Raw genomic sequence first — 20957 nt, 5'->3', positions numbered from 1 at the left:
CATTGGTCTGAGGTTTAAAAACCGCAGACTCTACTCCACAGTCACAGCCGATAACGTTGCGGAGTTCTACACGGCCCATGACGGTGAATTCCTCTTCAGCGTGCCACTGCCGATCACGTTGAGCCACAGGCCACCAGGTGGCCAGATCAACATCAACCTCGTTGAAGGAATGAAACACCGCCAACCACCACGGATGAACCCGAAACTATCCAAACCCCGGCCCAAACGCAGGCAACAACCATAAACCGCTAGAAGTGTCCAAGACCTCCATGGATTCCGTGTCCAAAAAGACACCGGACTCCATGTCCAAAAACCCTATGGACATAACACTGTCGTGCTAGAAACCGGCGCGTTTGGTGAGGTCTTCGCCGATGAAGCTCTCGACGCCTTTGGCGGAAGCGTCGGCAGCCGCAAAGTCGTCGTACTTGGATTCGCCAGCGAGGGTGGACAGGAAGAAGCCAGTGACAAGGCCGCGGGCAGTTTCGACTGCGGAACCTTGGAAGAAGCCGGAGCCAAGCGCCAGCTTGAAGAGCTTGTCCTCGCTGAAGCCGGACTGCGTGCCCTTAGCAATTTCGCGGTAAGCCACCGGACCGCCCCAGGCGTTGGCCAGCTTCGCGGGGTTTCCCGCGCGGAAGATATCATCTTGGCCCGCGCCAATAACGAGGCCGCGTGCCTTCACTGTGTGTGCGGCCTGAACCGCGGACGGGGAAGTATCGGCAGGGTAGAGGGCCGCGACGGCGCGGACCTTCGGGTTATCCACGGCAGCCAGGGTGGCCACGCCACCGCCCATGCCGTGGCCAAAGACACCCAGCTTGGAAGCGGAGACCGAAATCTTGCCAGCGCCCAGCCTGACGCCGGCGGCAATTTGCAAGGCCGATTCGAGGTCGGCAGCCAAGTCGCGGTGTTTGGCAAAGACGCCCGTCTCCGTATCCGGAGCAACCACCACGATGCCCCAGCTGGCCAAGTGGCGCAGGGTGGCGTGGTAGTCCTTGATGCTCTTCGTCCAGTCGTGGGCAAACGCCACGGCGGGCAGGCCCTTGCCCTCAACCGGGGTGTACACCTTGCCCTCAAGCCCTGCATAAGACAGGTCTCCGACGAGGACGCGGTGCGGGCCGCGCTTAGACAACGTACCGAGATGCTTCTTCAAATTCGCAGACACGCTTTACAGAATAGAGGAAAGAATAAGCAAAGCGGTGAACAGTGCGGGAGATTAAGTAGGATCCTTGCGATTCGGCATGTTAAATCATGCTGTAAAATTTCGACCTATGTGTGGAATCGTTGGATACATTGGCCATAACACCGATGGCCGTGAGTACTTTGCCTTAGACGTTGTGCTGGAGGGCCTGCGTCGACTGGAGTATCGCGGCTATGACTCAGCAGGCGTCGCAATGTACGCCGATGGCAAGATCGGCTGGCGCAAGAAGGCCGGAAAGGTCGCCGCGCTGGAAGCCGAAATCGCCGCGCGTCCGCTTCAGGATTCCGTCCTGGGCATCGGGCACACCCGCTGGGCCACTCACGGTGGCCCGACCGATCTGAACGCCCACCCGCACGTGGTGGATGGCGGCAAGCTCGCCGTCGTTCACAACGGCATCATCGAGAACTTCGCCGAGCTCAAGACCGAGCTGGAGGCCAAGGGCCACAACTTCGTGTCCGAGACCGACACCGAAGTCGCCGCCACCCTCCTGGCGGATGTGTTCCACAACGAGGCCGGCGGTGACCTCACCAAGGCCATGCAGCTGACCGGCAAGCGCCTGGAAGGCGCGTTTACCCTCTTGGCTATCCACGCCGAGCAGGCAGACCGCATCGTGGCCGCGCGCCGCGATTCGCCGCTGGTTATCGGCCTGGGTGACGGGGAGAACTTCCTGGGTTCGGACGTCTCCGGCTTCATCGACTACACCAAGTCCGCCGTGGAGATGGACAACGATCAGGTCGTCACCATCACCGCGGATGATGTCGAGATCACCGACTATGAGGGCAACCCCGCCCAGGGCAAGCCCTTCGAGATCAAGTGGGATGCCGCCGCGGCCGAAAAGGGCGGCTTCAACTCCTTCATGGAGAAGGAAATCCACGACCAGCCGGCAGCCGTGCGCGATACGCTGCTGGGCCGCCTCGATGAGACCGGCAACCTGGTCCTCGATGAGATTCGCATCGAGGAGTCGGTGCTCAAGTCCATCGACAAGATCATCGTCATCGCCTGCGGCACCGCCGCCTACGCAGGACACGTCGCGCGCTACGCCATCGAGCACTGGTGCCGCATCCCGTGCGAGGTGGAACTGGCCCACGAGTTCCGCTACCGCGATCCGATCGTCAACGAGAAGACCTTGGTTGTGGCCCTGTCCCAGTCGGGCGAGACCATGGATACCCTCATGGCCGTGCGCCACGCCCGCCAGCAGGGCGCCAAGGTGATCGCTATTTGCAACACCCAGGGTTCCTCCATCCCGCGCGAGTCCGACGCTGCCCTCTACACCCACGCCGGCCCGGAGATCGCCGTGGCCTCCACCAAGGCCTTCCTGGCGCAGATCACCGCGACCTACCTGCTGGGCCTCTACCTGGCTCGCCTGCGCGGCAACATGTTCTCCGATGAGGTCAACTCCGTCCTCGAGGATCTGCGTGATATGCCGGATAAGGTTCAGGCAATCATCGACAACGAGCAGCAGGTCTACGACCTGTCTAACGCCATGGAGAACGCCAAGTCGGTGCTCTTCCTAGGCCGCCACGTCGGCTTCCCCGTCGCGCTGGAGGGCGCGCTCAAGCTCAAGGAGATCGCCTACCTGCACGCTGAGGGCTTCGCCGCCGGCGAGCTCAAGCACGGCCCCATCGCGCTCATCGAAGAGGGCCAGCCGGTCTTCGTCATCGTGCCTTCCCCGCGCGGCCGGGATTCCCTGCATTCCAAGGTCGTCTCCAACATCCAGGAGATCCGCGCCCGTGGTGCCATCACCATCGTTATCGCGGAAGAGGGCGACGAGGCCGTCGAGGCCTACGCCAACCACATCATCCGCATCCCGCAGGCGCCGACGCTCATGCAGCCTCTGCTGGCTACCGTCCCGCTGCAGATTTTCGCCTGCGGTGTGGCAACCGCCAAGGGCTACGACGTGGACCAGCCGCGCAACCTGGCGAAGTCGGTGACCGTCGAATAGCGCCGCACCCTTAAGTGGCACAATGGTGGGCATGTTGAAAACCACCGTTGACCTCAACGCTATTGCCCACAATGTCGCTCGCGTGAAGGAGGCGGTGGCCCCGGCCCGCCTCATGTGCGTGGTCAAGGCGGATGCCTATGGCCACGGCATCGAGCGCTGTGCCCCGGTCATGGCGAAGGCGGGGGCGGACGCCTTCGGGGTGGCCACGCTGGCCGAGGCCGTGGCGCTGCGGAAGGTCATTGATACCCTTCCCATCGCTGCCTGGCTGTGGGAGCCGACGGAGGACCTCGCCCCGGCCCTAGCCGCCGGAATCCAGATCGGCATCCCTTCCTTGGCGCATGCCCAGGCGCTCATCGCCGCCACTGATGCGCCCACCGAGGTCTTCGTGATGGTGGAGACGGGGATGCACCGCTCGGGCGTCGACAAGCACGCGTGGGAGGAGACCTTCCGCCTGCTTGCCGACGCCCCCCACATCACCGTCCTCGGCCTCATGTCCCACTTTGCTTGTGCGGACGAGCCGGAGCACCCGCACAATGATCATCAGGAATCGGAGTTCCGCCAGGCCCTAGCGCTTGCCCGTGAGCTCGGGCTTGAGTGCCCGCTGAACCATCTGGCCAACTCGCCCGCGGCCTTGACCCGCCCCTCGGCGCGCTTCGAGCAGGTGCGCGTCGGGCTGGTCCTGTATGGGCTCGAACCGGTGGCCGGGCACGACCATGAGCTGAAGCCCGCCATGACGTGGGAAGCGTCCGTCGTCGCGGTGAAGCCGATTTCGGCGGGGGAGTCCACCTGCTACGGCCTGACCTGGACAGCAGACAGCGACCGTCAACTCGCCACCGTCAGCGTGGGCTATGCCGATGGCCTGCCGCGAGCCTTTCAAGGGGCGCTGCAGGTAGGGATCGGCGGCGAGCTCTACCCGCAGGTGGGCAGGGTCTGTATGGACCAGATTGTCGTCGACCTTGGGGCTAATCCCCACGGTGTGCGCGCCGGGGAGACAGCCGTTATCTTTGGCCGTGGCGGCATGAGCGCGTCCGAGCTGGCCGAGGCAGCCGGGACCATCAACTACGAAGTACTGTGCCGCCCCACCGGGCGCACCCAGCGCACATACCGCGAAGGAGCTAGCGATGCGCAGTGATTTTCCACACGAAGGACACCGCGAGGCGGCCACTCCGGAGGATGCTCAGGCCTTCGGCGAGGAGCTGGGCGCGGCTTTAGAGGCCGGGGACCTAGTTATTCTTGATGGTCCCTTGGGTGCCGGGAAAACCACCTTCACGCAGGGTATTGCCCGCGGAATGCAGGTGAAGGGGCGGGTGACGTCGCCGACCTTCGTCATCGCGCGCGAGCACCCCTCGCGCGTGGGCGGGCCGACGTTGGTGCACGTGGATGCCTACCGCCTCTTGGATCATTCAGAGGATCCGTTGGGGGAGCTGGACAGTCTAGACTTAGACACCGAAATAGAGGACGCCGTCGTCGTCGCCGAATGGGGCGGGGGCTTCATGGAGCGGCTATCTGACTCGTACCTCGCCGTTACAATCAACCGGGATTCGGACGATGACGTCCGCGTATTCACATGGAAATGGGTGAATTAACGTGCTGGCTTTCCTTGCTGAACAGCCCCTGCTCACGCTTTTTCTCATCATGGCGGTGGGATTAGCCGTCGGCAAGATCAATGTCTTCGGCATCTCGCTCGGCGCCGCCGCTGCGATGTTCGTGGCCTTAGGCTTGTCCGCGGCCAACCCAGACATCGTGGTCCCGGCGTTCGTGTATCAATTTGGTTTGGCCATCTTCGTGTATGTCATCGGCCTGAACTTCGGCCGTAGCTTCTTCCAGGATTTCCGCCGGCGTGGATGGAAGATGTCCATGGTGGTCATCGTCTTCTTCTTCGTGTTGGCGGGGCTGACCACCTTGGCGATGCGCATGTTTGATCTGGACCCGGCGATTAGCGTGGGCACGCTGGCGGGTTCGGTGAGCTCGACGCCGGGTATGGCCGCGGTCGTTGAGGCCCTGGGCGGCGATAGCACCCCGGTGGTGGGTTATTCCCTGGCTTACCCGGGCTGCATCATCGGAACCATTCTGGTTGCCGCGATTGGCGCCAAGGTGCTGCGCGTGAACCACATTGAGGACGCGCGCGCCGAGGGCATGATCGCAGAACCGCTCGAGTGGCGGGCAGTGCGCCTGACCCGTGACTTCGACGCCACGGTGGGGGACCTCCAAGAGGTGACCGGTGAGCGCGTCATCGCCACCCGCCATGTGAACAACCCGCACGAGCACGACCTGGCCTACCCGGAGCTCCCGCTGCGTGCCGGCATGGAATTCCTGCTCAACGGCACAGCGCCCGCGTTGGATAGCGCGATTTCCCAGTTGGGTGAGGAGATCCACATCAACCTTCATGAGGAGGATGGCCTGGTCTACCGGCGCCTGACCGTGTCCAGCCCACGTGTTGCGGGTTATCAGCTCAAGGACTTAGACACTGTCAAGCAAGGCTTCCTCATCGCGCGCGTGCGCCGCGGCGACTCCGACGTCGTGCCGAACGAGGAAACCGTCCTGCACTACTCGGACCGCGTGCGCGTCATCACCGCGCCGGGCAGGCTTGACGACGTCCGCCGTTTCCTCGGTGACTCCGAAGCCAAACTCGGCAACGTCGATTTGTTGCCCTTTGCCCTAGGCCTCTTCATCGGTCTGCTCTTCGGTGCTATTCCGATTCCGCTGCCGGGCGGCACCACGTTGTCCTTCGGTTTTGGTGGCGGCCCCATCGTCGTCGGCCTCATCTTGGGTGCGCTGGGCCGCTCGGGCCCAATTAACTGGCAGCTTCCATTCCACGCGAAGCAGACGATTTCTACGCTGGGTTTGACCTTGTTCTTGGCGGGCGTGGGGACATCGGCAGGCGGCCAGTTCCGCGATGCCTTGTCGGATCCGACCTCCCTGAAGTACATAGGCGTGGGCATTGTGCTGTCTCTGGTTTCTGCCATCGGCATCGTCGCGGTATCCATGCTGGTGCTGCGGCTGAAGTTTGATGAGTCGATCGGCATCGCCGCCGGAATGACCACGAACCCGGCGATCATGGCCTACCTCAACCCGCAAACCGGTACTCAGCTGGCAGAACGCGGCTATGCCACTGTGTATCCCACGACGATGATCGGCAAAATTCTCATGTGTCAGGTCTTGGCCTTGATTATTGTTTGATCGTTGTCGCGTAGGATGTCCCCGTACTGTTTATTCCCGCTACCCCGCGTGAGGAGCTAAAACACCTTTATGAACAAGCTTGGTCAATTCATCACCACAGTCGTTATCGGCGGCTTCGCCGTCTTTCTTGCCGCCCTCATCGTCCTGCCGATGGTCCGGACCGCAGACGCGGAGCCGAAGGAGCCGTCGACCGTTGCCCAGTCTCTGAGCGCGTACCCGAAGAACCTGGACTTCGCCATGTTTATCCCGCAGGATGTGTACGGCCAGGAGTGGGGTGCGGTCGCCGCCGTTTGCCCGGGTGCCACCGAAGATCAGCTCAAGAAGGGCGGTGTGGAGACGACAAACCTGAACATTGACTTCGCCGACGGGGCCGTGCCTGATGACGTGAACTACATCTTGCTGGCTTCGCAGACCGGTGAGTTCAAGGCGGAGAAGCTCCCGCGCACACAGGTGGACCTGTGTGATGGTCTGCTGCAGCAGCTGAAGTCGCCGGAAGCAGCCAAGCAGGACATCCCGCCGCTGCTGCCGTTCCAGCAGGGCCAGCCGCTGCAGTTTATTCGCGATACCCAGGACTACGTGGATCAGATGGGTAAGAACAACCCCGACTACGTCGATACCGACTGGCACCTCGCAGGCTAATGAAGGTTCTTGCACTCGATACCGCCACCACGGACCTGGTGACGGGCATCGTTGATACCGACACCGGGGAGAGCATCGACCGCGTCATTAGCGGCACGCGCGCTCACAACGAGCAGCTCATCCCGACTATCGAGGAGCTGCTTGCCGACGCCTCCCTGGCTTACTCCGACCTCTCCGCCATCGTCGTCGGCACGGGGCCCGGACCGTTTACCGGTCTGCGCGTTGGCATGGCTACCGCTTCCGCTCTGGGGGTGGCTCTTCACCTGCCGGTGCATGGCGTGTGCACATTGGATGCCATCGCGCACGGGCGCACGGGGGAGTGGCTGGTGGCTATCGACGCCCGCCGCAAAGAGGTCTACTGGGCCACCTACGCCGACGGTAAGCGTCTCAGCGGCCCGAACGTGTCGAAGCCGGAGGCCCTGGAACTGGGCGCCGCTGGGCTCTCGAGTCCGGAGACCACGCGCCTGGTTTTCCCCGAGTCTATTGCCCCGCGGCTTCCGGAAGATATCGCTGGCCTTCCCCGCGAGTGGGCTACCCCGCGCGCGGCGGGGCTGGTTGCGTGCGCTGATCTTTCTGCCGAGCCCGCGCCGCTCGTCCCGCTGTACCTGCGGCGTCCCGATGCCGTGGAGCCGAAGGCGAAGCCGCGCTCGGCCGCCTTGGTCGGCGGCATCGGGGAAACGCCGGCACCATGAGGCTGCGTCCGCTCGTGCTTGAGGACGCACCCCGCTGCGCCGAACTAGAAAAGGTACTCTTCCCCGGTGAAACTCCCTGGCCGGCGCGTGCCTTCGAGCAGGAAATCGCGGCGGGGCACACCACCTACTGGGCGGTTGACGCAGGCGTCAACCGCGATGACCACAACGACGACCGCGGAGAGGTTCTCGGTTACGCCGGCGTGGGGCGGATGGGGCCCGCGGCCTGGCCGGAATACGAAATCCGCACCATCGGCGTCGACCCGGCGGCTCAACGGCAGGGCATCGCGCGGCTGATGATGGATGCCATCGTCGAGCTTGCAGATTCCCACGACGCGCCCATCTTCCTTGAGGTTCGCGTGGGCAACGATCCGGCCATTCGCCTCTATGAGGCTTATGATTTTGTCATCAACGGCCTGCGCCGCAACTACTACCAGCCCTCCGGCGCGGACGCCCACACCATGTACCGACCACGAAAGAGTGAGAGATGTTAATCCTCGGCATCGAGTCCTCCTGCGACGAAACCGGCGTGGGAATCATCGAGCTGTCTGACAACGGCCACATGGAGATCCGCGCCGACGTCGTCGCCTCCTCCATGGAGCAGCACGCGCGCTTCGGCGGCGTGGTGCCGGAGATTGCCTCCCGCGCCCACCTCGAAGCGATGCCGCAGGTGATGAAGGCAGCGCTGGAGGAAGCGGGCGTCGAGAAGCCAGATGCGGTGGCCGCCACCGTGGGGCCGGGACTGGCCGGCGCGCTCCTCGTCGGGGCGTCGGCAGCCAAGGCCTTCGCCTCCGCGTGGGGCGTGCCCTTCTACGGCGTCAACCACCTCGGCGGGCACGTCGCGGTGGCCAACCTGGAGGGCGAGGAGCTTCCGCACTCGGTAGCGCTGCTCGTCTCCGGCGGCCACACCCAGCTGCTCGAGGTCGAAGCCGTGGGCAAGCCCATGAAGGAACTGGGCACCACGCTTGACGACGCCGCCGGCGAAGCCTACGACAAAGTCTCCCGCCTGTTGGGTTTGGGGTATCCGGGAGGGCCGGTCATCGATAAGCTGGCCGCCCAAGGCGAGCCCACCATCGATTTGCCGCGTGGTTTGTCCAAGGCCGAGGACCTGCGCGGGCCCAACCGCCACAACTTCTCCTTTTCCGGCCTCAAAACGGCAGTAGCGCGCCACGTGGAAAAGGCCGAGCGCGAGGGCGCGACGGTCCAGGTTGAGGACCTGTGTGCCTCCTTCCAGGAGGCGGTGGCAGATGTGCTGACCGCCAAGGCCGTGCGCGCCTGCCAGGACACTGGCGCCAAGGTACTGCTGCTCGGCGGTGGCGTGGCGGCGAATTCGCGGCTGCGCGCACTGGCGGCGAAGCGCTGCGAATCCGCGGGCATCGAGCTGCGTGTGCCGCGCTTCAAGCTGTGCACCGATAATGGCGTGATGATCGCGGCGGTGGCCGCCCAGCTCATCCACGAAGGCGCAGAACCCTCCGGCCTGGCTTGCGGGACCGATACGCAGCTTGAAGTGGAAGTGCCGCTCGTGGCTGCTGCGCGCTAGCGGATGCGCAACCCCCAGGGTGCAGGTAGTGTGATGACCGATAATTGCCTCGCTCGCACATAAGGAGCTCACACCGCTATGACCACTGGATTCCTCGTTAACCCCGATCTATCCCGCCGCACCATCGAGTTTGAGCTCGAGCACGCAAATCAATTCCTCGGCGGCACCACCGAGGATCGCGTCTCTGTGGCCTTTCAGGATGATGGCCAGACCTACGCGGCGCTGTTTAACCCGAACGCCAAGGCTGAAGGCGCCGACCCGAACCCGGTGGCGTCCCTGGCGCGCAATGCAGCTGCGACCGGCAATTCCGCCTTCTTGCAGGACCCAATCCGTTCCATCTGCGGTCCGGTGATCTTCGTTGCTGCAGACGGTGACGATAAGAACATCGACGAGGTCGTCGAGGCCGTGGAGCACGGCATCCGCGCGGTGAAGAACTACCGCGAGGACAACCCGGAGGAGTACCAGCTGTGGCGCGCGGCTGTGCTGAACTCCCACCGGCAGGTCTAATTCCAGCCTTTGTTTGTAGGGCCTGAGCGCTTTTCTAGCGCTCGGTGTGCCGCAGCCATGTCAATACGGCCTTCACCCGTCGGTTGGAGTCCTCGGGTCGAAACCCGAGCTTTATAAATACATTGGAGACGTGCTTGCTTACTGCTCCGGAGGTAAGGACGAGTGTGTCCTCAATGTCTTTATTACTCAATCCTTGGGCCATAAGCCCCAGTACCTCCCGCTCGCGAGCGGTGAGCCGGGCTAAACCAGTGTGCCTTGCGGAAAGCAGCGCCGTGACCACCTCTGGGTCCACTACGGTGCCGCCGCGGGCGACATCGTTAAGCGTGCGCACGAATTCTTCAACATCAGAAACGCGCTCCTTGAGTAGGTACCCGAATCCGCCGTGCTCCAGGAGGTGGTCGAGATAGCTTGCCGCTACGTATTGGCTGAGCACCACTACGGGTTGGGCGGGGTTGGCTGCCCGCAGATCATGCACGGCTTGAAGCCCGTCATCGGTCATCGTGGGTGGCATGCGCACATCGCTGATAATGAGGTCGAAGTCTTCCTGCCCTGCGATGGCGCGCAGTGCTTCGGCATCTGTGACTGCCGTGACGCTATGGCCTAACGCACTGAGTAGTTGCTCCAGCCCTGCGCGCAGGAGCGCGGAATCTTCTGCGAGTAATAGCTTCATTTCGCCTCCTTCAGCGGTAGTTTGACCAGCAGCTGGCCGCCGCCTTCACCCGTAGCATTGGCGCTAGCAGCATCAAAGGTCACCGTGCCGCCGAGTGCAGCAGCACGCTCGCGCAGCCCGGCGAGGCCCGTGCCCGAATCCACAGCTGCATTCTTACCGTCCGGCTCTTTGTCCGTGGGTCCCGTGCCATTATCTACGATTTCTAGGCGCAGCATATCCCTAAAAGCGACCATTACCGCGGCTTCGGTGGCTGCGCCGTGCTTAGAGGCGTTTGTGAGCGCCTCGGCGACTGCATGGTAGGCCAGCAGCGCTGTGGTCTCGTCAATCGAGCTCTCAGCGCCCTCTACGCGAAGTGTGGTCTCAAGCCCGGAATGGGCGAGTAACTCGTCGAGGGCGGGGATAAGTCCGTCATCGAAAAGCACCTGCGGCGCAATGCCACGCACTGTCGCCCGCAATGAAGCCAGGGCCAAAGAGGCATTATGTTCTGCGTCAGTCAAGGCCTGCTGTGCTTGGGACGGGGCTTGTAGTTTTGCCGCGGCCAAGTTGAGCTTGAGTGCGGTGAGGTACTGCTGCGGGCCATCGTGCAGTTCGCGTTCGATGCGGCGGCGCTCGCCGGAGAAGGCATCAATGAGTGTGGCACGCGAGGCTGCCAATTCCTCAGCCGAAGGACTCAATGCCAGCCGCGTTAGCGTGGTCGACGCCAAGACCAAGAGGCGGTTGAGGCCTACCAATAGAGCCACCAGCACTGCCGCGGCCAGCCAGCAGGTGAAGAAAATCAGCGGACGGTTGGAGGTGGACCACTCGCCAACGGAGAACTCAGCCTTAGGGACGAATGGCGCTATCACTAGCACACCCGCTGTGAAACCCAGGGCCGTCCACGCGGTAAAACACGCAGCTGAAATCAATAACTGCAACACGAGGTGATAGAACTGCTGCCAATCAAACCATCGATCTGCGCGCCGGGGTGGAATTTCCACGCCCATCCACTTTGCGCCCAACCGGCCGACAAACTCCGCGGCGCGACCCACCAACGGGATCCACGGCAGCATCAACACCGAAATCACCAAGGTTGGGATACACAGCACGCCGAGGAGGAGGCCCCACGCACAGGCTTTGAGGGTTCGCATAGTCTTCGACCCTATCCGCCATGCCGGTGGAAGGGCAGTGGAGCTAGCTCCACCATTTTCCGGGTAGCCCGCCCCATGTCATTGCTTTGCGTGGCCGAGTGGAATCAGAGGCATGTTAAAAGCAGAAAACCTTAGTAAGCGCTACGGCCGCCGCACCGTACTCAATCGCGTCAGTGTGTCCATCGCCCCAGGCGAATTCGTGGCCATCATGGGGCCGTCCGGAAGCGGCAAAACCACGCTCCTGAACCTGCTATCCGGGCTAGATAAGCCCACGTCCGGCCGAGTCAACGCGCCGGGGCGCAAGCAGCGTGCATTTGTATTCCAAGACTATAACCTCCTGGAATCCCTCAACGCCAAGCGCAATGCCACCTTGACCGCACGCTTTTCCGGACGGCGCCCTACACACGGCCGGGTGGCAGAGGTCTTCGACTCGCTCGGTCTCGCTGGATTGGAGAGTCGCCTGCCCGCGCAGCTGTCTGGTGGGCAGCAGCAACGCGTGGCCGTCGCCCGGGCACTGCTGGCCCAAGCGCCCTATATCTTCGCGGACGAGCCTACGGGCGCGCTTGACGACGCCACCGCTTCCACCGTCCTTTCCCACCTGCGCGCCGCCGCCCGCGATGGCGCCAGCGTGGTCATGGTGACTCACTCGCACCTCGCCGCTGAGGCGGCTGACCGGATCATTTCCTTAGAGGAGGTGGCCCATGCTGGTGTGGCTTAAGGACTTACAGTCCAATTGGCTATCGTGGCTGGCCGTGGCGCTGACCCTGGTGGTGTCCTCTGGCTCCTGCACCCTGGCGCTGGCCATGCTGGTCGCTTCCTCCGGAGCCGAAGAAAACCCCGCTGGGCCTCTGGGCGGCACGGTGCTGGCAATGTCACTGTGCGTGGTGGTGCTGGTGACGCTGTCTCAGATGCGCCTTATTATCGCCGAGCGTGAACCGGTCTATCGTTCTTGGCGCATGGTGGGCATGCCGGGATGGATGATCCTGTTTTTCATTCTGGGCCAAGTCGCGGTGGTCAGCGCTGCCGCCGGATTACTCGGTGTGCTGCCGGCCCGTCCACTGCTCGCACCGTGTGTGCGTGCCCTGCGCAGTGACGGCATCCCCATGCCAGATATTGCCATAACCGGCCAGGTTGTTGTCATTGCGGTAGCCGTCTGCATGTCCGCGGCCCTAGTTGGCGCGCTCCCTCCACTGCGCCGAGTCTTTCGCAGGCGCGCCACCGCACACCCGTCGTGGCTCATGGTGAAATTCCTGCTCGCATCCGCGGCCATCGGCGGCACGGTCTATGGATGCCTGCACATCGATGATCCCGGCGACCTCCTTTCGGCCGAGATGGGCTTGGTCATCCTCGTCGCGCTCTTCTTGCCCTGGCTTATGCCTGTTCTGGATCAATGGACCCGCGCGGCCGGCGTCGCTGGGGCTAATGTGCGCGTGCGCCGGTCCTTTTCCACCCCGCACATTGTGCCGTGGGTGCTCGTCGGTGGCTTTATCGTCGCCGTCGGCTCGGGCCTGCGCTTTGGGAACGACGCAGGCGCCGGCGGCACCTTGTCCTCCTGGCAAGTCTTCGTCGCCCTTTTAGGGCCTGTCTTTGCCCCTAGCATCGTGGGCGCCGTGCTTACCTCACTGCTGATGCACGGCCGCATCGCAGCCGATATTCGTGGCCTTACCTTGGCAGGTGCTGCCCCTTTGGCTTGGATGCGCGTGCAAGTAGGGGAGGCGGCTTGCCTCGCCTTGACTGCGGCTGGCGTTGTCTGTGCGCTGTGCTTGGCGACGCTCCTCCCACTCCACCGCCTCCTTACCCCACAAGAGGCACTCGGTCGGACAATCCTGGAGGAGCTATGGTGGCCGTCCTTCGCCGTAATATTCGGCGCAATGTTTATCGCCCTGGGCGTCGTCAAGCTGGCGCTGGCCGGCTTTGTACACGCACGAGCGGCGTCGTTCGCGGAGGGCGAACGGGTTAGCGGCCCACAACGTTGAGGGCTAGCAGTCGCGCGGGTAGAGTGCTAGGCAGGTTGTTTTGACCCACAGTTGTTCACCCGCGACGACGGCTGTGCTGGACACCCACAACCGGCACGCGCGCGTCCACGTGGACGCGCACTAGGAACACTTTGGAGGAAATCATCATGGCAAACATCAAGCCGCTGGAGGACAAGGTCCTCGTCCAGATCGTTGAAGCTGAGACCACCACTGCATCCGGCCTGGTTATCCCGGACTCCGCGAAGGAGAAGCCGCAGGAAGCCACCGTCGTCGCTGTCGGCCCGGGCCGCACCAACGACAAGGGCGAGGTCGTCCCGGTTGGCGTCAACGAGGGTGACACCGTCATCTTCTCCAAGTACGGCGGCACCGAGCTGAAGTACGACGGCCAGGAGTACCTCCTGCTGTCCGCTCGCGATCTGCTCGCTGTCATCGAGAAGTAGGCGATTAACCCTATGCCAAAACTGATTGCATTTGACCAGGAAGCCCGCGAGGGCATCCAGCGCGGCGTAGACACGCTTGCCGACGCCGTCAAGGTCACCCTCGGCCCGCGCGGCCGCAACGTCGTGTTGTCTAAGGCTTTTGGTGGTCCGACCGTCACCAACGACGGCGTCACCATCGCCCGCGACATTGACCTCGACGATCCTTTTGAGAACCTCGGCGCCCAGCTGGTGAAGTCCGTGGCCGTCAAGACCAACGACATCGCCGGTGACGGCACCACTACCGCTACCTTGCTGGCCCAGGCACTCGTCTTCGAAGGCCTGCGCAACGTTGCTGCCGGCGCTAACCCCATCGAGTTGAACAAGGGCATCGAAGCGGCGGCTGAGAAGGTCGTCGAGGAGCTTAAGAAGCGCGCCACCCCGGTAAACTCTTCCGCGGAGGTCTCCCAAGTTGCTACCGTTTCCTCCCGCGATGCGGAGGTCGGCGAGATGGTCGCTGGCGCCATGGACAAGGTGGGCAAGGACGGCGTCGTGACCGTCGAGGAGTCCCAGACCATCGAGTCCACCGTGGACGTCACCGAGGGCATTTCCTTCGACAAGGGCTACCTTTCCCCGTACTTTGCGACGGAGGAGGAGACCTACAACGCCGTGCTGGACGACGCCGCCATTCTCCTCGTCCGCAACAAGATCTCCTCCCTGCCGGACTTCCTGCCGCTGCTGGAGAAGATCGCGGAGTCCTCGCGCCCGACCCTCATCATTGCTGAGGACATCGAGGGTGAGCCGCTGCAGGCGCTCGTGGTGAACTCCATCCGCAAGGTCCTCAAGGTCGCCGCCGTGAAGTCCCCGTACTTCGGCGAGCGCCGCAAGGGCTTTATGGATGACCTGGCTGTTGTCACCGGTGCTACCGTCGTCGACCCGGAGGTTGGCATCAACCTCAAGGAGGTCGGCCTGGAGGTTCTCGGTTCCGCCCGCCGCGTCACCGTGTCTAAGGAGGACACCGTGATTGTGGATGGCGCCGGTACTGCTGAGGCCGTCGAGGAGCGCCGCGAGCAGCTGCGCCGCGAGATTGAGCGCACCGATTCCACCTGGGATAAGGAAAAGCTGGAAGAGCGTCTGGCCAAGCTGTCTGGTGGCGTTGCCGTCATCCGCGTTGGCGCCGCTACCGAGACCGAGGTCAACGAGCGTAAGCTGCGCGTCGAGGACGCCATCAACGCCGCTCGCGCGGCCGTTGAGGAAGGCGTTATCGCTGGCGGCGGCTCCGCGCTGGTCCAGATCTCCCAGGAGCTCAAGGCCTTTGCCGAGGGCTTCGAGGGCGAGGCCAAGATCGGTGTGCTGGCCGTGGCCCGCGCGCTGACCCGCCCGGCTTACTGGATCGCTGAGAACGCAGGCCTGGACGGATCCGTTGTGGTCGCCCACGTTGCCGAGAAGGCCAACGGCGAGGGCTTCAACGCCGCCACCCTGGAGTACGGCAACCTGCTCGAGCAGGGCATCATCGACCCGGTGAAGGTCACCCACTCCGCCGTGGTCAACGCCGCTTCCGTGGCCCGCATGGTGCTCACCACCGAGGCCTCCGTCGTGGAGAAGCCCGCCGAGGAAGAGCCAGCAGAGGCTGCACACGCGCACGCGCACTAAACCGTGCGCGGGAAACGTCCGTTTCCCGCGTGGCCGTAAGGAAGGCCCGCTAACCCGCATCCATCGCGGGGCGGCGGGCCTTTGCCGTGGGGCGGGAGCCCCCGCCCCGTGAGTAGACTGCTGAGCCGTGGAGCAAGAATTTATCACCGTCGCCGGCGCCCGCGAAAACAACCTCAAGGACGTGGGCGTGCGCATCCCCAAGCGCAAGCTCACCGTCTTCACCGGCGTGTCCGGCTCGGGTAAGACTTCCCTCGTCTTCGACACTATCGCCGCCGAATCGCAGCGGCTCATCAACGAAACCTACCCCGGTTTCGTGCAGGGCTTCATGCAAGCCCCACCTCGCCCCGACGTGGACCGCTTGGAAGGGCTGACCGCTGCCATCGTCGTGGGCCAGGAACCGATGGCGGCCTCTGCGCGCTCGACGTTCGGTACCGCCACCGACATCACCGGGCACCTCCGCGTGCTCTTCTCCCGCCTAGCCGAGCCCCGCGCCGGCGGCCCCGCGGCCTATTCCTTCAACGTGCCCTCCGCCTCCGGGCAGGGCGCCATCGAGGTCAATGGCGTCAAAGAGGTGCGTCGCTTCGAGCGCACCGGCGGCATGTGCCCGAGGTGTGAGGGAAGAGGGGAAGTGGGGGACGTCGACAAGCGCCAGCTCGTTGATGAGACTCTGACACTGAACGATGGCGCCATCATGTACCCCGGCATGAGGGTGGGCTCGTGGATGTGGCGCGCCTACGCCGAGTCCGGGCTGTACCCAGCCGACGTGCCGGTCAAGGAGTTCACCGAGGAACAGAAGCGGGACCTCTATGAGACCGAGACTAAGGTCAAGGTCGGCGGCATCAACATGAGCTACATGGGGCTGGTAACGCGTTTGAAGACGAACGTGTTGAGCAAGCTCGTGGAGTCCCTGCAAAAGCACATGCGTGCCTTTGTCGAACGCGCTGTGGTCTTCGTGGACTGCCCGGAGTGCCACAGCACGCGCTTGGCGCAGCACGCGCGCGAGTCCTACCTCAACGGCGTCTCCATCGCGGATGTCTGCGCCATGGAGCTTGCCGACGCCTCCGCATGGCTCCGCACCATCAACTCACCGCTTGCCGTGGCCCCGCTGCGTGGGTTGGAGGCCGCCCTGGATTTGGGGCTGGGCTACCTGACTCTGGCGCGCCCGACGGGAACGCTGAGCGGTGGCGAGGCGCAGCGCACGCGCATGGTGCGGCACATCGGGTCGGCGCTCACGGACGTCACCTATGTCTTTGATGAGCCCACCGCCGGGCTGCATCCGCATGACGTCACGCAGATGAATGAGCTTCTCCTGCAGCTGCGCGATAAGGGCAACACGGTGCTCGTGGTGGAGCACAACCCGGCGACGATGGCGATTGCGGATTGCGTCGTCGAGCTTGGCCCCGGCGCCGGAGTGGCGGGCGGCGAAATCCTTTCCGTCGGTGCCGCACCGTCCGTCAGCGGGAAGGTGGCGTTGAAGGATGAGGTGCGCGAGCCCACCGGCGCGCTGGAGATCCGCGGGGCGCGCCATAACAATCTCAAGGACGTCGACGTGGATATTCCACTGGGCGTGCTCACGGTCATTTCGGGCGTTGCGGGATCCGGAAAGTCATCGCTGATGGAATGCCTGCCGGACGACGACCGCATCCTCGTTGTCGACCAGTCTTCGTTGTCTGGCTCGCGGCGCTCAAACCCGGCCACCTACACCGGTGCGATGGACGCGCTGCGCAAGGCCTTCGCCAAGGCCAACGATGGGGCCACGCCGGGAATGTTCTCTTTCAACTCGGAGGGCGCGTGCCCGGCCTGTTCCGGCGCTGGCGTGGTGACCGTGGAGTTTGGTGCGATGGACAGCGCGGATGTGCCCTGCGAGGTGTGCGAGGGCCGCCGCTTTGCTGCCGACGTTTTGGGTTACGAGCTGGCGGGCAAGAACATCGCGGAGGTACTCGCGCTTCCCGCGGTTGAGGCCGTGGAGTTTTGCCGCGAGGCCAAAGTTACTGCTGCGAAGCGCGTGTACGAGCAGCTCGTTGCCGTGGGGCTGGGCTACCTGACGCTGGGGCAGCCGCTCTCGACGCTCTCTGGCGGCGAGCGCCAGCGGCTGAAGCTGGCGGTGCGGTTGTGCGACCGCAAGGCGACTGCGGACATCATCGTGCTCGATGAGCCGACGGTGGGCCTGCATCAGAAAGATATCGACACCTTGCTGCGCCTCTTTGACACGCTTGTCGACGACCACCTCACCCTCATCTGCGTCGAACACCACCGCGCCGTCCTGGCGCACGCCGATCACATCATTGATCTCGGTCCCGGCGCGGGCTCAGCCGGCGGCGAGGTTGTGGCGGCCTGCTCGCCGCGCGAGTTCCTCGACAAGGACACGGTGACCGCCCGCTACCTGGCGCAGGCGCTGTAAAAACTGACGTCTTTCACCCGCTGCCCCTTGCCCGTGCTGGCTGTTGGATATCAGTGCAGGTGGGGGAGGGGCGTGATGCTACTTAAAGAAACTTCGCAAAAGGCCCGCTGCGCGACGGCCCACGGCGGGCTCATCCAGTGGGGAGAGCAGCCTTGTCGCGTCCAGCCAATAGAGGTGGTGGTTTGCCGTCCGACCCCAAGGCTGGGAGCTGGCAGAAGCGGACTAGGCGCCGACGGCCGCGTGGGTGCGACGAGAACGCAGGGCGACGACGCGCTCCGACTCGCTCATGCCGCCCCACACGCCGTAGGGCTCGCCGGAGGCGAGAGCGTGTTCGCGGCACATCTCGATGACCGGGCAGGTGCTGCAAATAGCCTTGGCGCGGTTCTCGCGCTGGGCGCGGGCGCGTCCGCGCTCGCCGTCCGGGTGATAGAACACGTCAGAGTTTTCTCCACGGCATGCGCCATGAAGCTGCCAATCCCAAAAGTCCGTATTCGGCCCGGGGAGCAGGAAGGACTGAGACACGTTCGATTCTCCTTTGCCAAAGATAGAGTGCCCAGGCGCGGGGCGCGTTGCGGGCACGCCCCCGTGAACGCCGAGGCGAAGTGAGACGAGATTGAAGTGTGTCCCCCTTGGGTAAACAGCGCGTTACGCAATGCTGACATGCAGGTATAACTGGCTGAAACTCCTCAACTGGAGCCCCTGTGACCTGCGCTTAAGGCTAAGATGAACGGTGTATGAACTTTTTCTAGTGGGGTCAAAGCTGGGGATGAGACCCGTCGTTTTGGGGTTTCGTCAAAAGGTTATGCCATGATGTTCATACAGAATATGAAGTAATGCATTAAGCAGAAGAGCAAAAGCAGAACGGCAAGGATGGCAGTGGCTACTCAGGCTACAGACGCGAGCGGCTCCTCAACGGTGGCGAAGCGCGACAGCGATAAGGAATTAGCGGACCTCGTTCCGCTGGCCGTCGACGGTAGCCGCCGCGCCCTCCAGCGCATCATGCGGATCATTCACCCGCAGGTCCTGCGCTATTGCCGCGCGCGCATCGGCGGCCACCGCCAGCCCACGGCGGAGGACGTGGCGCAGGAGATCTGTTTGGCGGTGGCGACGTCTATTGGCACGTACAAAGATAAGGGCCGCCCGTTTATGGCCTACGTCTATGGCATTGCTGCTCACAAGGTGACCGATGCCCACCGCGCCCTGAGCCGCGACCACACTCACCCCACGGAAGACCTTCCGGAGGATGCTGCTCAGGACGCTACCCCCGAAGAATCCGCCCTTGCCGTGGACGGTAGTAACAGAGTGCGGGCCATGCTCGATACGTTAAGTGACAAGGCCCGGGACATTATCATCTTGCGTGTGTTCGTGGGGCTGTCGGCAGAGGAGACCGCGGAAATTGTGGAGTCCACCCCTGGCGCAGTCCGCGTGGCGCAGCATCGTGCACTCGCGCAATTGCGCAAATCCCTCGATTCGCACGAGACGCAGTGAACCAACAATGTGAACCAGCAGAGTGAACCAGTAATTGGGCTAGCCCAGAGCTAGCAGTGAGCCATCGGCACTTGGCACCGACAAACTAATAATTCTCTAGTAAGGAAGGGAGGTCATCATGGCAAAGAAGGACGAGCCTCAGCAGGGTGTCGCTGAGCAGCTGCAGCCCTTGGTTGATGATGATGCATTCCTCACCACTCTCTCCGAAGGAACAGATCCCTCCGATGGCGGTGATGAACTAGCGGGGCTTCTGCTGGAGCTGCGCGGGGACGTCGAAAAGCAGATGCCGCCGGCCCCTCTCATTGAGGGCGCAGAGGAAGAGCCGGAGATCATTTCCCTCGGCGCGGCACGTCGCCGTCGAAGCAAGCCTTTCATGCACGGACTCATCGGGGCGGCCGCAGCTACGCTGCTCATCGCAGGTACCGGCGCTGTGGTCGTCAACGCCGGCCCGGGATCTCCGCTTTACGGAGTGAACCAGTCGCTCTTCGGCGCGGACGAGCACGATGTGTCCGTAGTGGAGCTTGCCGGAACGCTCGATGAGATGGAGAAGCGTTCCGCCCAAGGCGACATGGATGGCACCCGCCAGTTGCTTGAAGAAGCCCGGAAGATGGTGGACCAGGCTAAGCGGGAACGTGAGGCGGAGGCCCCTCGTACCACGAAGCAGCAGCCCAGCGCCACGGTGACGCAGACGCAGACCGTGGAGAAGCCTGCCCCGGTGGAGGAGCAGCAGCCGCCGGAGCCGGAAACCGTAACGCAGACAGAGACTGCGGTTTCCACCGTCGTGGTGACCCGCACGGTGTCGGCGGGTAACCCGCTGAGCCCGCCGGAGCAGAACCAGCCGGAGCCAGGCCAGCAGGGCGGCGATCAGGCAACGCCTCCGCAAGGCGACAACTCCGACGGAGCTTCGGATGGCGCCACGGATAATGGCCAGCTCCCGCCGGCGCAATTCCAGCAATAAAACCACAAAGAACCTCTTCCCCCGCAACAGGAGGGAAGAGGTTCTTTCCGTTTAACGCGCGGTAGTTCTACCGCGCTGACCGCAGCTAGTAGCGCGAGTCCATGCCGTCGAGATAACCCACCGCATAATCCCAAGGGACGTAGCGCATCGGGTCCGGCTCCGCGCCCGGCTCGTGCACGGGGGCGAGCTGGCCTGCCAGCGTGGCCTGCATGTTGGAGGCCATGATGTCCCACTCGTAGAAGTGGTTCTCCTCGCAGTCCTCGCAGAAAAAGAAGATGCCATCGATGCCGCGCGGGCTGAGAACGCGCGCAAACTCTTGGACCATGGCCAGATCATGGATGACGGCGAGGCGGTCCTCCTCGGACAGCGGCTCGACGTGATCATCCTCCTCGAGGAAGGAGGCTGGGTCGTTGGGGTCGTCCGCGAAAGGATCGCGGGGCATGTTGGCGAAAAAGTTCACGCCTGCGAGCCTATTGACTCCGTGCGCGCATGGCAATTCCCTATAGATACCTATTCCTCTACCCACGGCTACCACTACGGGGCGTCCACGCACTACAGTGAGGGCTACCGCATAAA

21 protein-coding genes and 1 pseudogene are annotated in these 20957 nt (G+C 63.4%); 17 read left to right on the top strand and 5 right to left on the bottom strand.

What is annotated here, in order from left to right:
- A pseudogene (locus ACUY3D_RS09325) lies at positions 1 to 244 on the top strand (transposase); the annotation flags it as partial.
- Positions 245 to 337: 93 nt separating this feature from the next.
- On the opposite strand, the gene ACUY3D_RS09320 reads toward ACUY3D_RS09325, so the two are convergent.
- Positions 338 to 1159 carry a dienelactone hydrolase family protein gene (locus ACUY3D_RS09320; RefSeq protein ID WP_448240949.1) on the bottom strand — a complete coding sequence of 274 codons (822 nt, stop codon included), beginning with the start codon at positions 1157 to 1159 and terminating at the stop codon, positions 338 to 340.
- A 106-nt stretch (positions 1160 to 1265) separates the two neighbouring features.
- On the opposite strand from ACUY3D_RS09320, the gene glmS reads away from it, so the two are divergent.
- The 9 genes from glmS (at position 1266) to ACUY3D_RS09275 (ending at position 9692) form a co-directional block, all read left to right on the top strand.
- Positions 1266 to 3137, top strand: coding sequence for a glutamine--fructose-6-phosphate transaminase (isomerizing) (glmS, locus tag ACUY3D_RS09315; RefSeq protein WP_070624278.1), 1872 nt, complete (start codon positions 1266 to 1268; stop codon positions 3135 to 3137).
- A 25-nt stretch (positions 3138 to 3162) separates the two neighbouring features.
- Entirely contained in the window at positions 3163 to 4269 is a 1107-nt protein-coding gene (gene alr / locus ACUY3D_RS09310; protein ID WP_269948428.1) for an alanine racemase, read from the top strand.
- Complete coding sequence (gene tsaE / locus ACUY3D_RS09305; protein WP_070530761.1) at positions 4259 to 4723, top strand: tRNA (adenosine(37)-N6)-threonylcarbamoyltransferase complex ATPase subunit type 1 TsaE; 465 nt, start codon at positions 4259 to 4261, stop codon at positions 4721 to 4723. The genes alr and tsaE overlap by 11 nt, the downstream gene beginning before the upstream one ends.
- A gap of 1 nt (position 4724) precedes the next feature.
- Complete coding sequence (locus ACUY3D_RS09300) at positions 4725 to 6317, top strand: aspartate-alanine antiporter-like transporter (RefSeq protein WP_144675658.1); 1593 nt, start codon at positions 4725 to 4727, stop codon at positions 6315 to 6317.
- 69 nt (positions 6318 to 6386) lie between these two features.
- Positions 6387 to 6956 carry a hypothetical protein gene (locus tag ACUY3D_RS09295; RefSeq protein WP_144675656.1) on the top strand — a complete coding sequence of 190 codons (570 nt, stop codon included), beginning with the start codon at positions 6387 to 6389 and terminating at the stop codon, positions 6954 to 6956.
- Positions 6956 to 7648, top strand: coding sequence for a tRNA (adenosine(37)-N6)-threonylcarbamoyltransferase complex dimerization subunit type 1 TsaB (tsaB, locus tag ACUY3D_RS09290; protein ID WP_144675655.1), 693 nt, complete (start codon positions 6956 to 6958; stop codon positions 7646 to 7648). Before ACUY3D_RS09295 ends, tsaB begins: the two co-directional genes overlap by 1 nt.
- Positions 7645 to 8139: a ribosomal protein S18-alanine N-acetyltransferase gene (gene rimI / locus ACUY3D_RS09285; RefSeq protein ID WP_070530754.1), complete on the top strand. Its 495-nt coding sequence runs from the start codon at positions 7645 to 7647 to the stop codon at positions 8137 to 8139. The genes tsaB and rimI overlap by 4 nt, the downstream gene beginning before the upstream one ends.
- A complete protein-coding gene (tsaD, locus tag ACUY3D_RS09280; protein WP_070563766.1) occupies positions 8133 to 9185 on the top strand; it encodes a tRNA (adenosine(37)-N6)-threonylcarbamoyltransferase complex transferase subunit TsaD in 1053 nt (350 codons plus the stop codon). The genes rimI and tsaD overlap by 7 nt, the downstream gene beginning before the upstream one ends.
- A gap of 78 nt (positions 9186 to 9263) precedes the next feature.
- Entirely contained in the window at positions 9264 to 9692 is a 429-nt protein-coding gene (locus tag ACUY3D_RS09275) for a hypothetical protein (protein ID WP_101735840.1), read from the top strand.
- Positions 9693 to 9726: 34 nt separating this feature from the next.
- On the opposite strand, the gene ACUY3D_RS09270 is transcribed toward ACUY3D_RS09275, so the two are convergent.
- Complete coding sequence (locus ACUY3D_RS09270) at positions 9727 to 10362, bottom strand: response regulator (protein WP_448240946.1); 636 nt, start codon at positions 10360 to 10362, stop codon at positions 9727 to 9729.
- Complete coding sequence (locus ACUY3D_RS09265; RefSeq protein ID WP_448240945.1) at positions 10359 to 11489, bottom strand: sensor histidine kinase; 1131 nt, start codon at positions 11487 to 11489, stop codon at positions 10359 to 10361. Before ACUY3D_RS09265 ends, ACUY3D_RS09270 begins: the two co-directional genes overlap by 4 nt.
- A gap of 112 nt (positions 11490 to 11601) precedes the next feature.
- On the opposite strand from ACUY3D_RS09265, the gene ACUY3D_RS09260 reads away from it, so the two are divergent.
- From ACUY3D_RS09260 to ACUY3D_RS09240, 5 genes are all read left to right on the top strand, one after another.
- On the top strand, positions 11602 to 12207 hold the full coding sequence (locus tag ACUY3D_RS09260) for an ABC transporter ATP-binding protein (protein WP_448240944.1): 606 nt from the start codon (positions 11602 to 11604) through the stop codon (positions 12205 to 12207).
- Positions 12191 to 13465: an FtsX-like permease family protein gene (locus ACUY3D_RS09255; RefSeq protein ID WP_448240942.1), complete on the top strand. Its 1275-nt coding sequence runs from the start codon at positions 12191 to 12193 to the stop codon at positions 13463 to 13465. The genes ACUY3D_RS09260 and ACUY3D_RS09255 overlap by 17 nt, the downstream gene beginning before the upstream one ends.
- 140 nt (positions 13466 to 13605) lie before the next feature.
- Positions 13606 to 13905, top strand: coding sequence for a co-chaperone GroES (groES, locus tag ACUY3D_RS09250; RefSeq protein WP_167595557.1), 300 nt, complete (start codon positions 13606 to 13608; stop codon positions 13903 to 13905).
- Between the two features lie 12 nt (positions 13906 to 13917).
- Positions 13918 to 15534 (top strand): chaperonin GroEL, encoded by a 1617-nt coding sequence (gene groL / locus ACUY3D_RS09245; protein WP_448240940.1) that lies wholly within the window; start codon positions 13918 to 13920, stop codon positions 15532 to 15534.
- Between the two features lie 127 nt (positions 15535 to 15661).
- Positions 15662 to 17935 (top strand): excinuclease ABC subunit UvrA, encoded by a 2274-nt coding sequence (locus ACUY3D_RS09240; RefSeq protein WP_448240939.1) that lies wholly within the window; start codon positions 15662 to 15664, stop codon positions 17933 to 17935.
- Positions 17936 to 18157: 222 nt separating this feature from the next.
- Here the strand turns inward: ACUY3D_RS09240 and ACUY3D_RS09235 are convergent, their stop codons facing one another.
- Positions 18158 to 18457, bottom strand: coding sequence for a WhiB family transcriptional regulator (locus ACUY3D_RS09235; RefSeq protein ID WP_070521542.1), 300 nt, complete (start codon positions 18455 to 18457; stop codon positions 18158 to 18160).
- Between the two features lie 348 nt (positions 18458 to 18805).
- Between ACUY3D_RS09235 and ACUY3D_RS09230 the strand changes: the two genes are divergently transcribed.
- Together ACUY3D_RS09230 and ACUY3D_RS09225 are read left to right on the top strand one after the other, a co-directional pair.
- Positions 18806 to 19423, top strand: coding sequence for a sigma-70 family RNA polymerase sigma factor (locus ACUY3D_RS09230; RefSeq protein ID WP_070530749.1), 618 nt, complete (start codon positions 18806 to 18808; stop codon positions 19421 to 19423).
- Positions 19424 to 19541: 118 nt separating this feature from the next.
- Positions 19542 to 20381 carry a hypothetical protein gene (locus ACUY3D_RS09225; RefSeq protein ID WP_070521536.1) on the top strand — a complete coding sequence of 280 codons (840 nt, stop codon included), beginning with the start codon at positions 19542 to 19544 and terminating at the stop codon, positions 20379 to 20381.
- Positions 20382 to 20466: 85 nt separating this feature from the next.
- On the opposite strand, the gene ACUY3D_RS09220 is transcribed toward ACUY3D_RS09225, so the two are convergent.
- Positions 20467 to 20841 carry a DUF5319 domain-containing protein gene (locus ACUY3D_RS09220; RefSeq protein WP_070521533.1) on the bottom strand — a complete coding sequence of 125 codons (375 nt, stop codon included), beginning with the start codon at positions 20839 to 20841 and terminating at the stop codon, positions 20467 to 20469.
- Between the last annotated feature and the right edge of the window lie 116 nt (positions 20842 to 20957).

The organism is Corynebacterium guaraldiae, from assembly GCF_053480195.1.
This window is presented reverse-complemented; position numbering and strand designations above follow the sequence as displayed.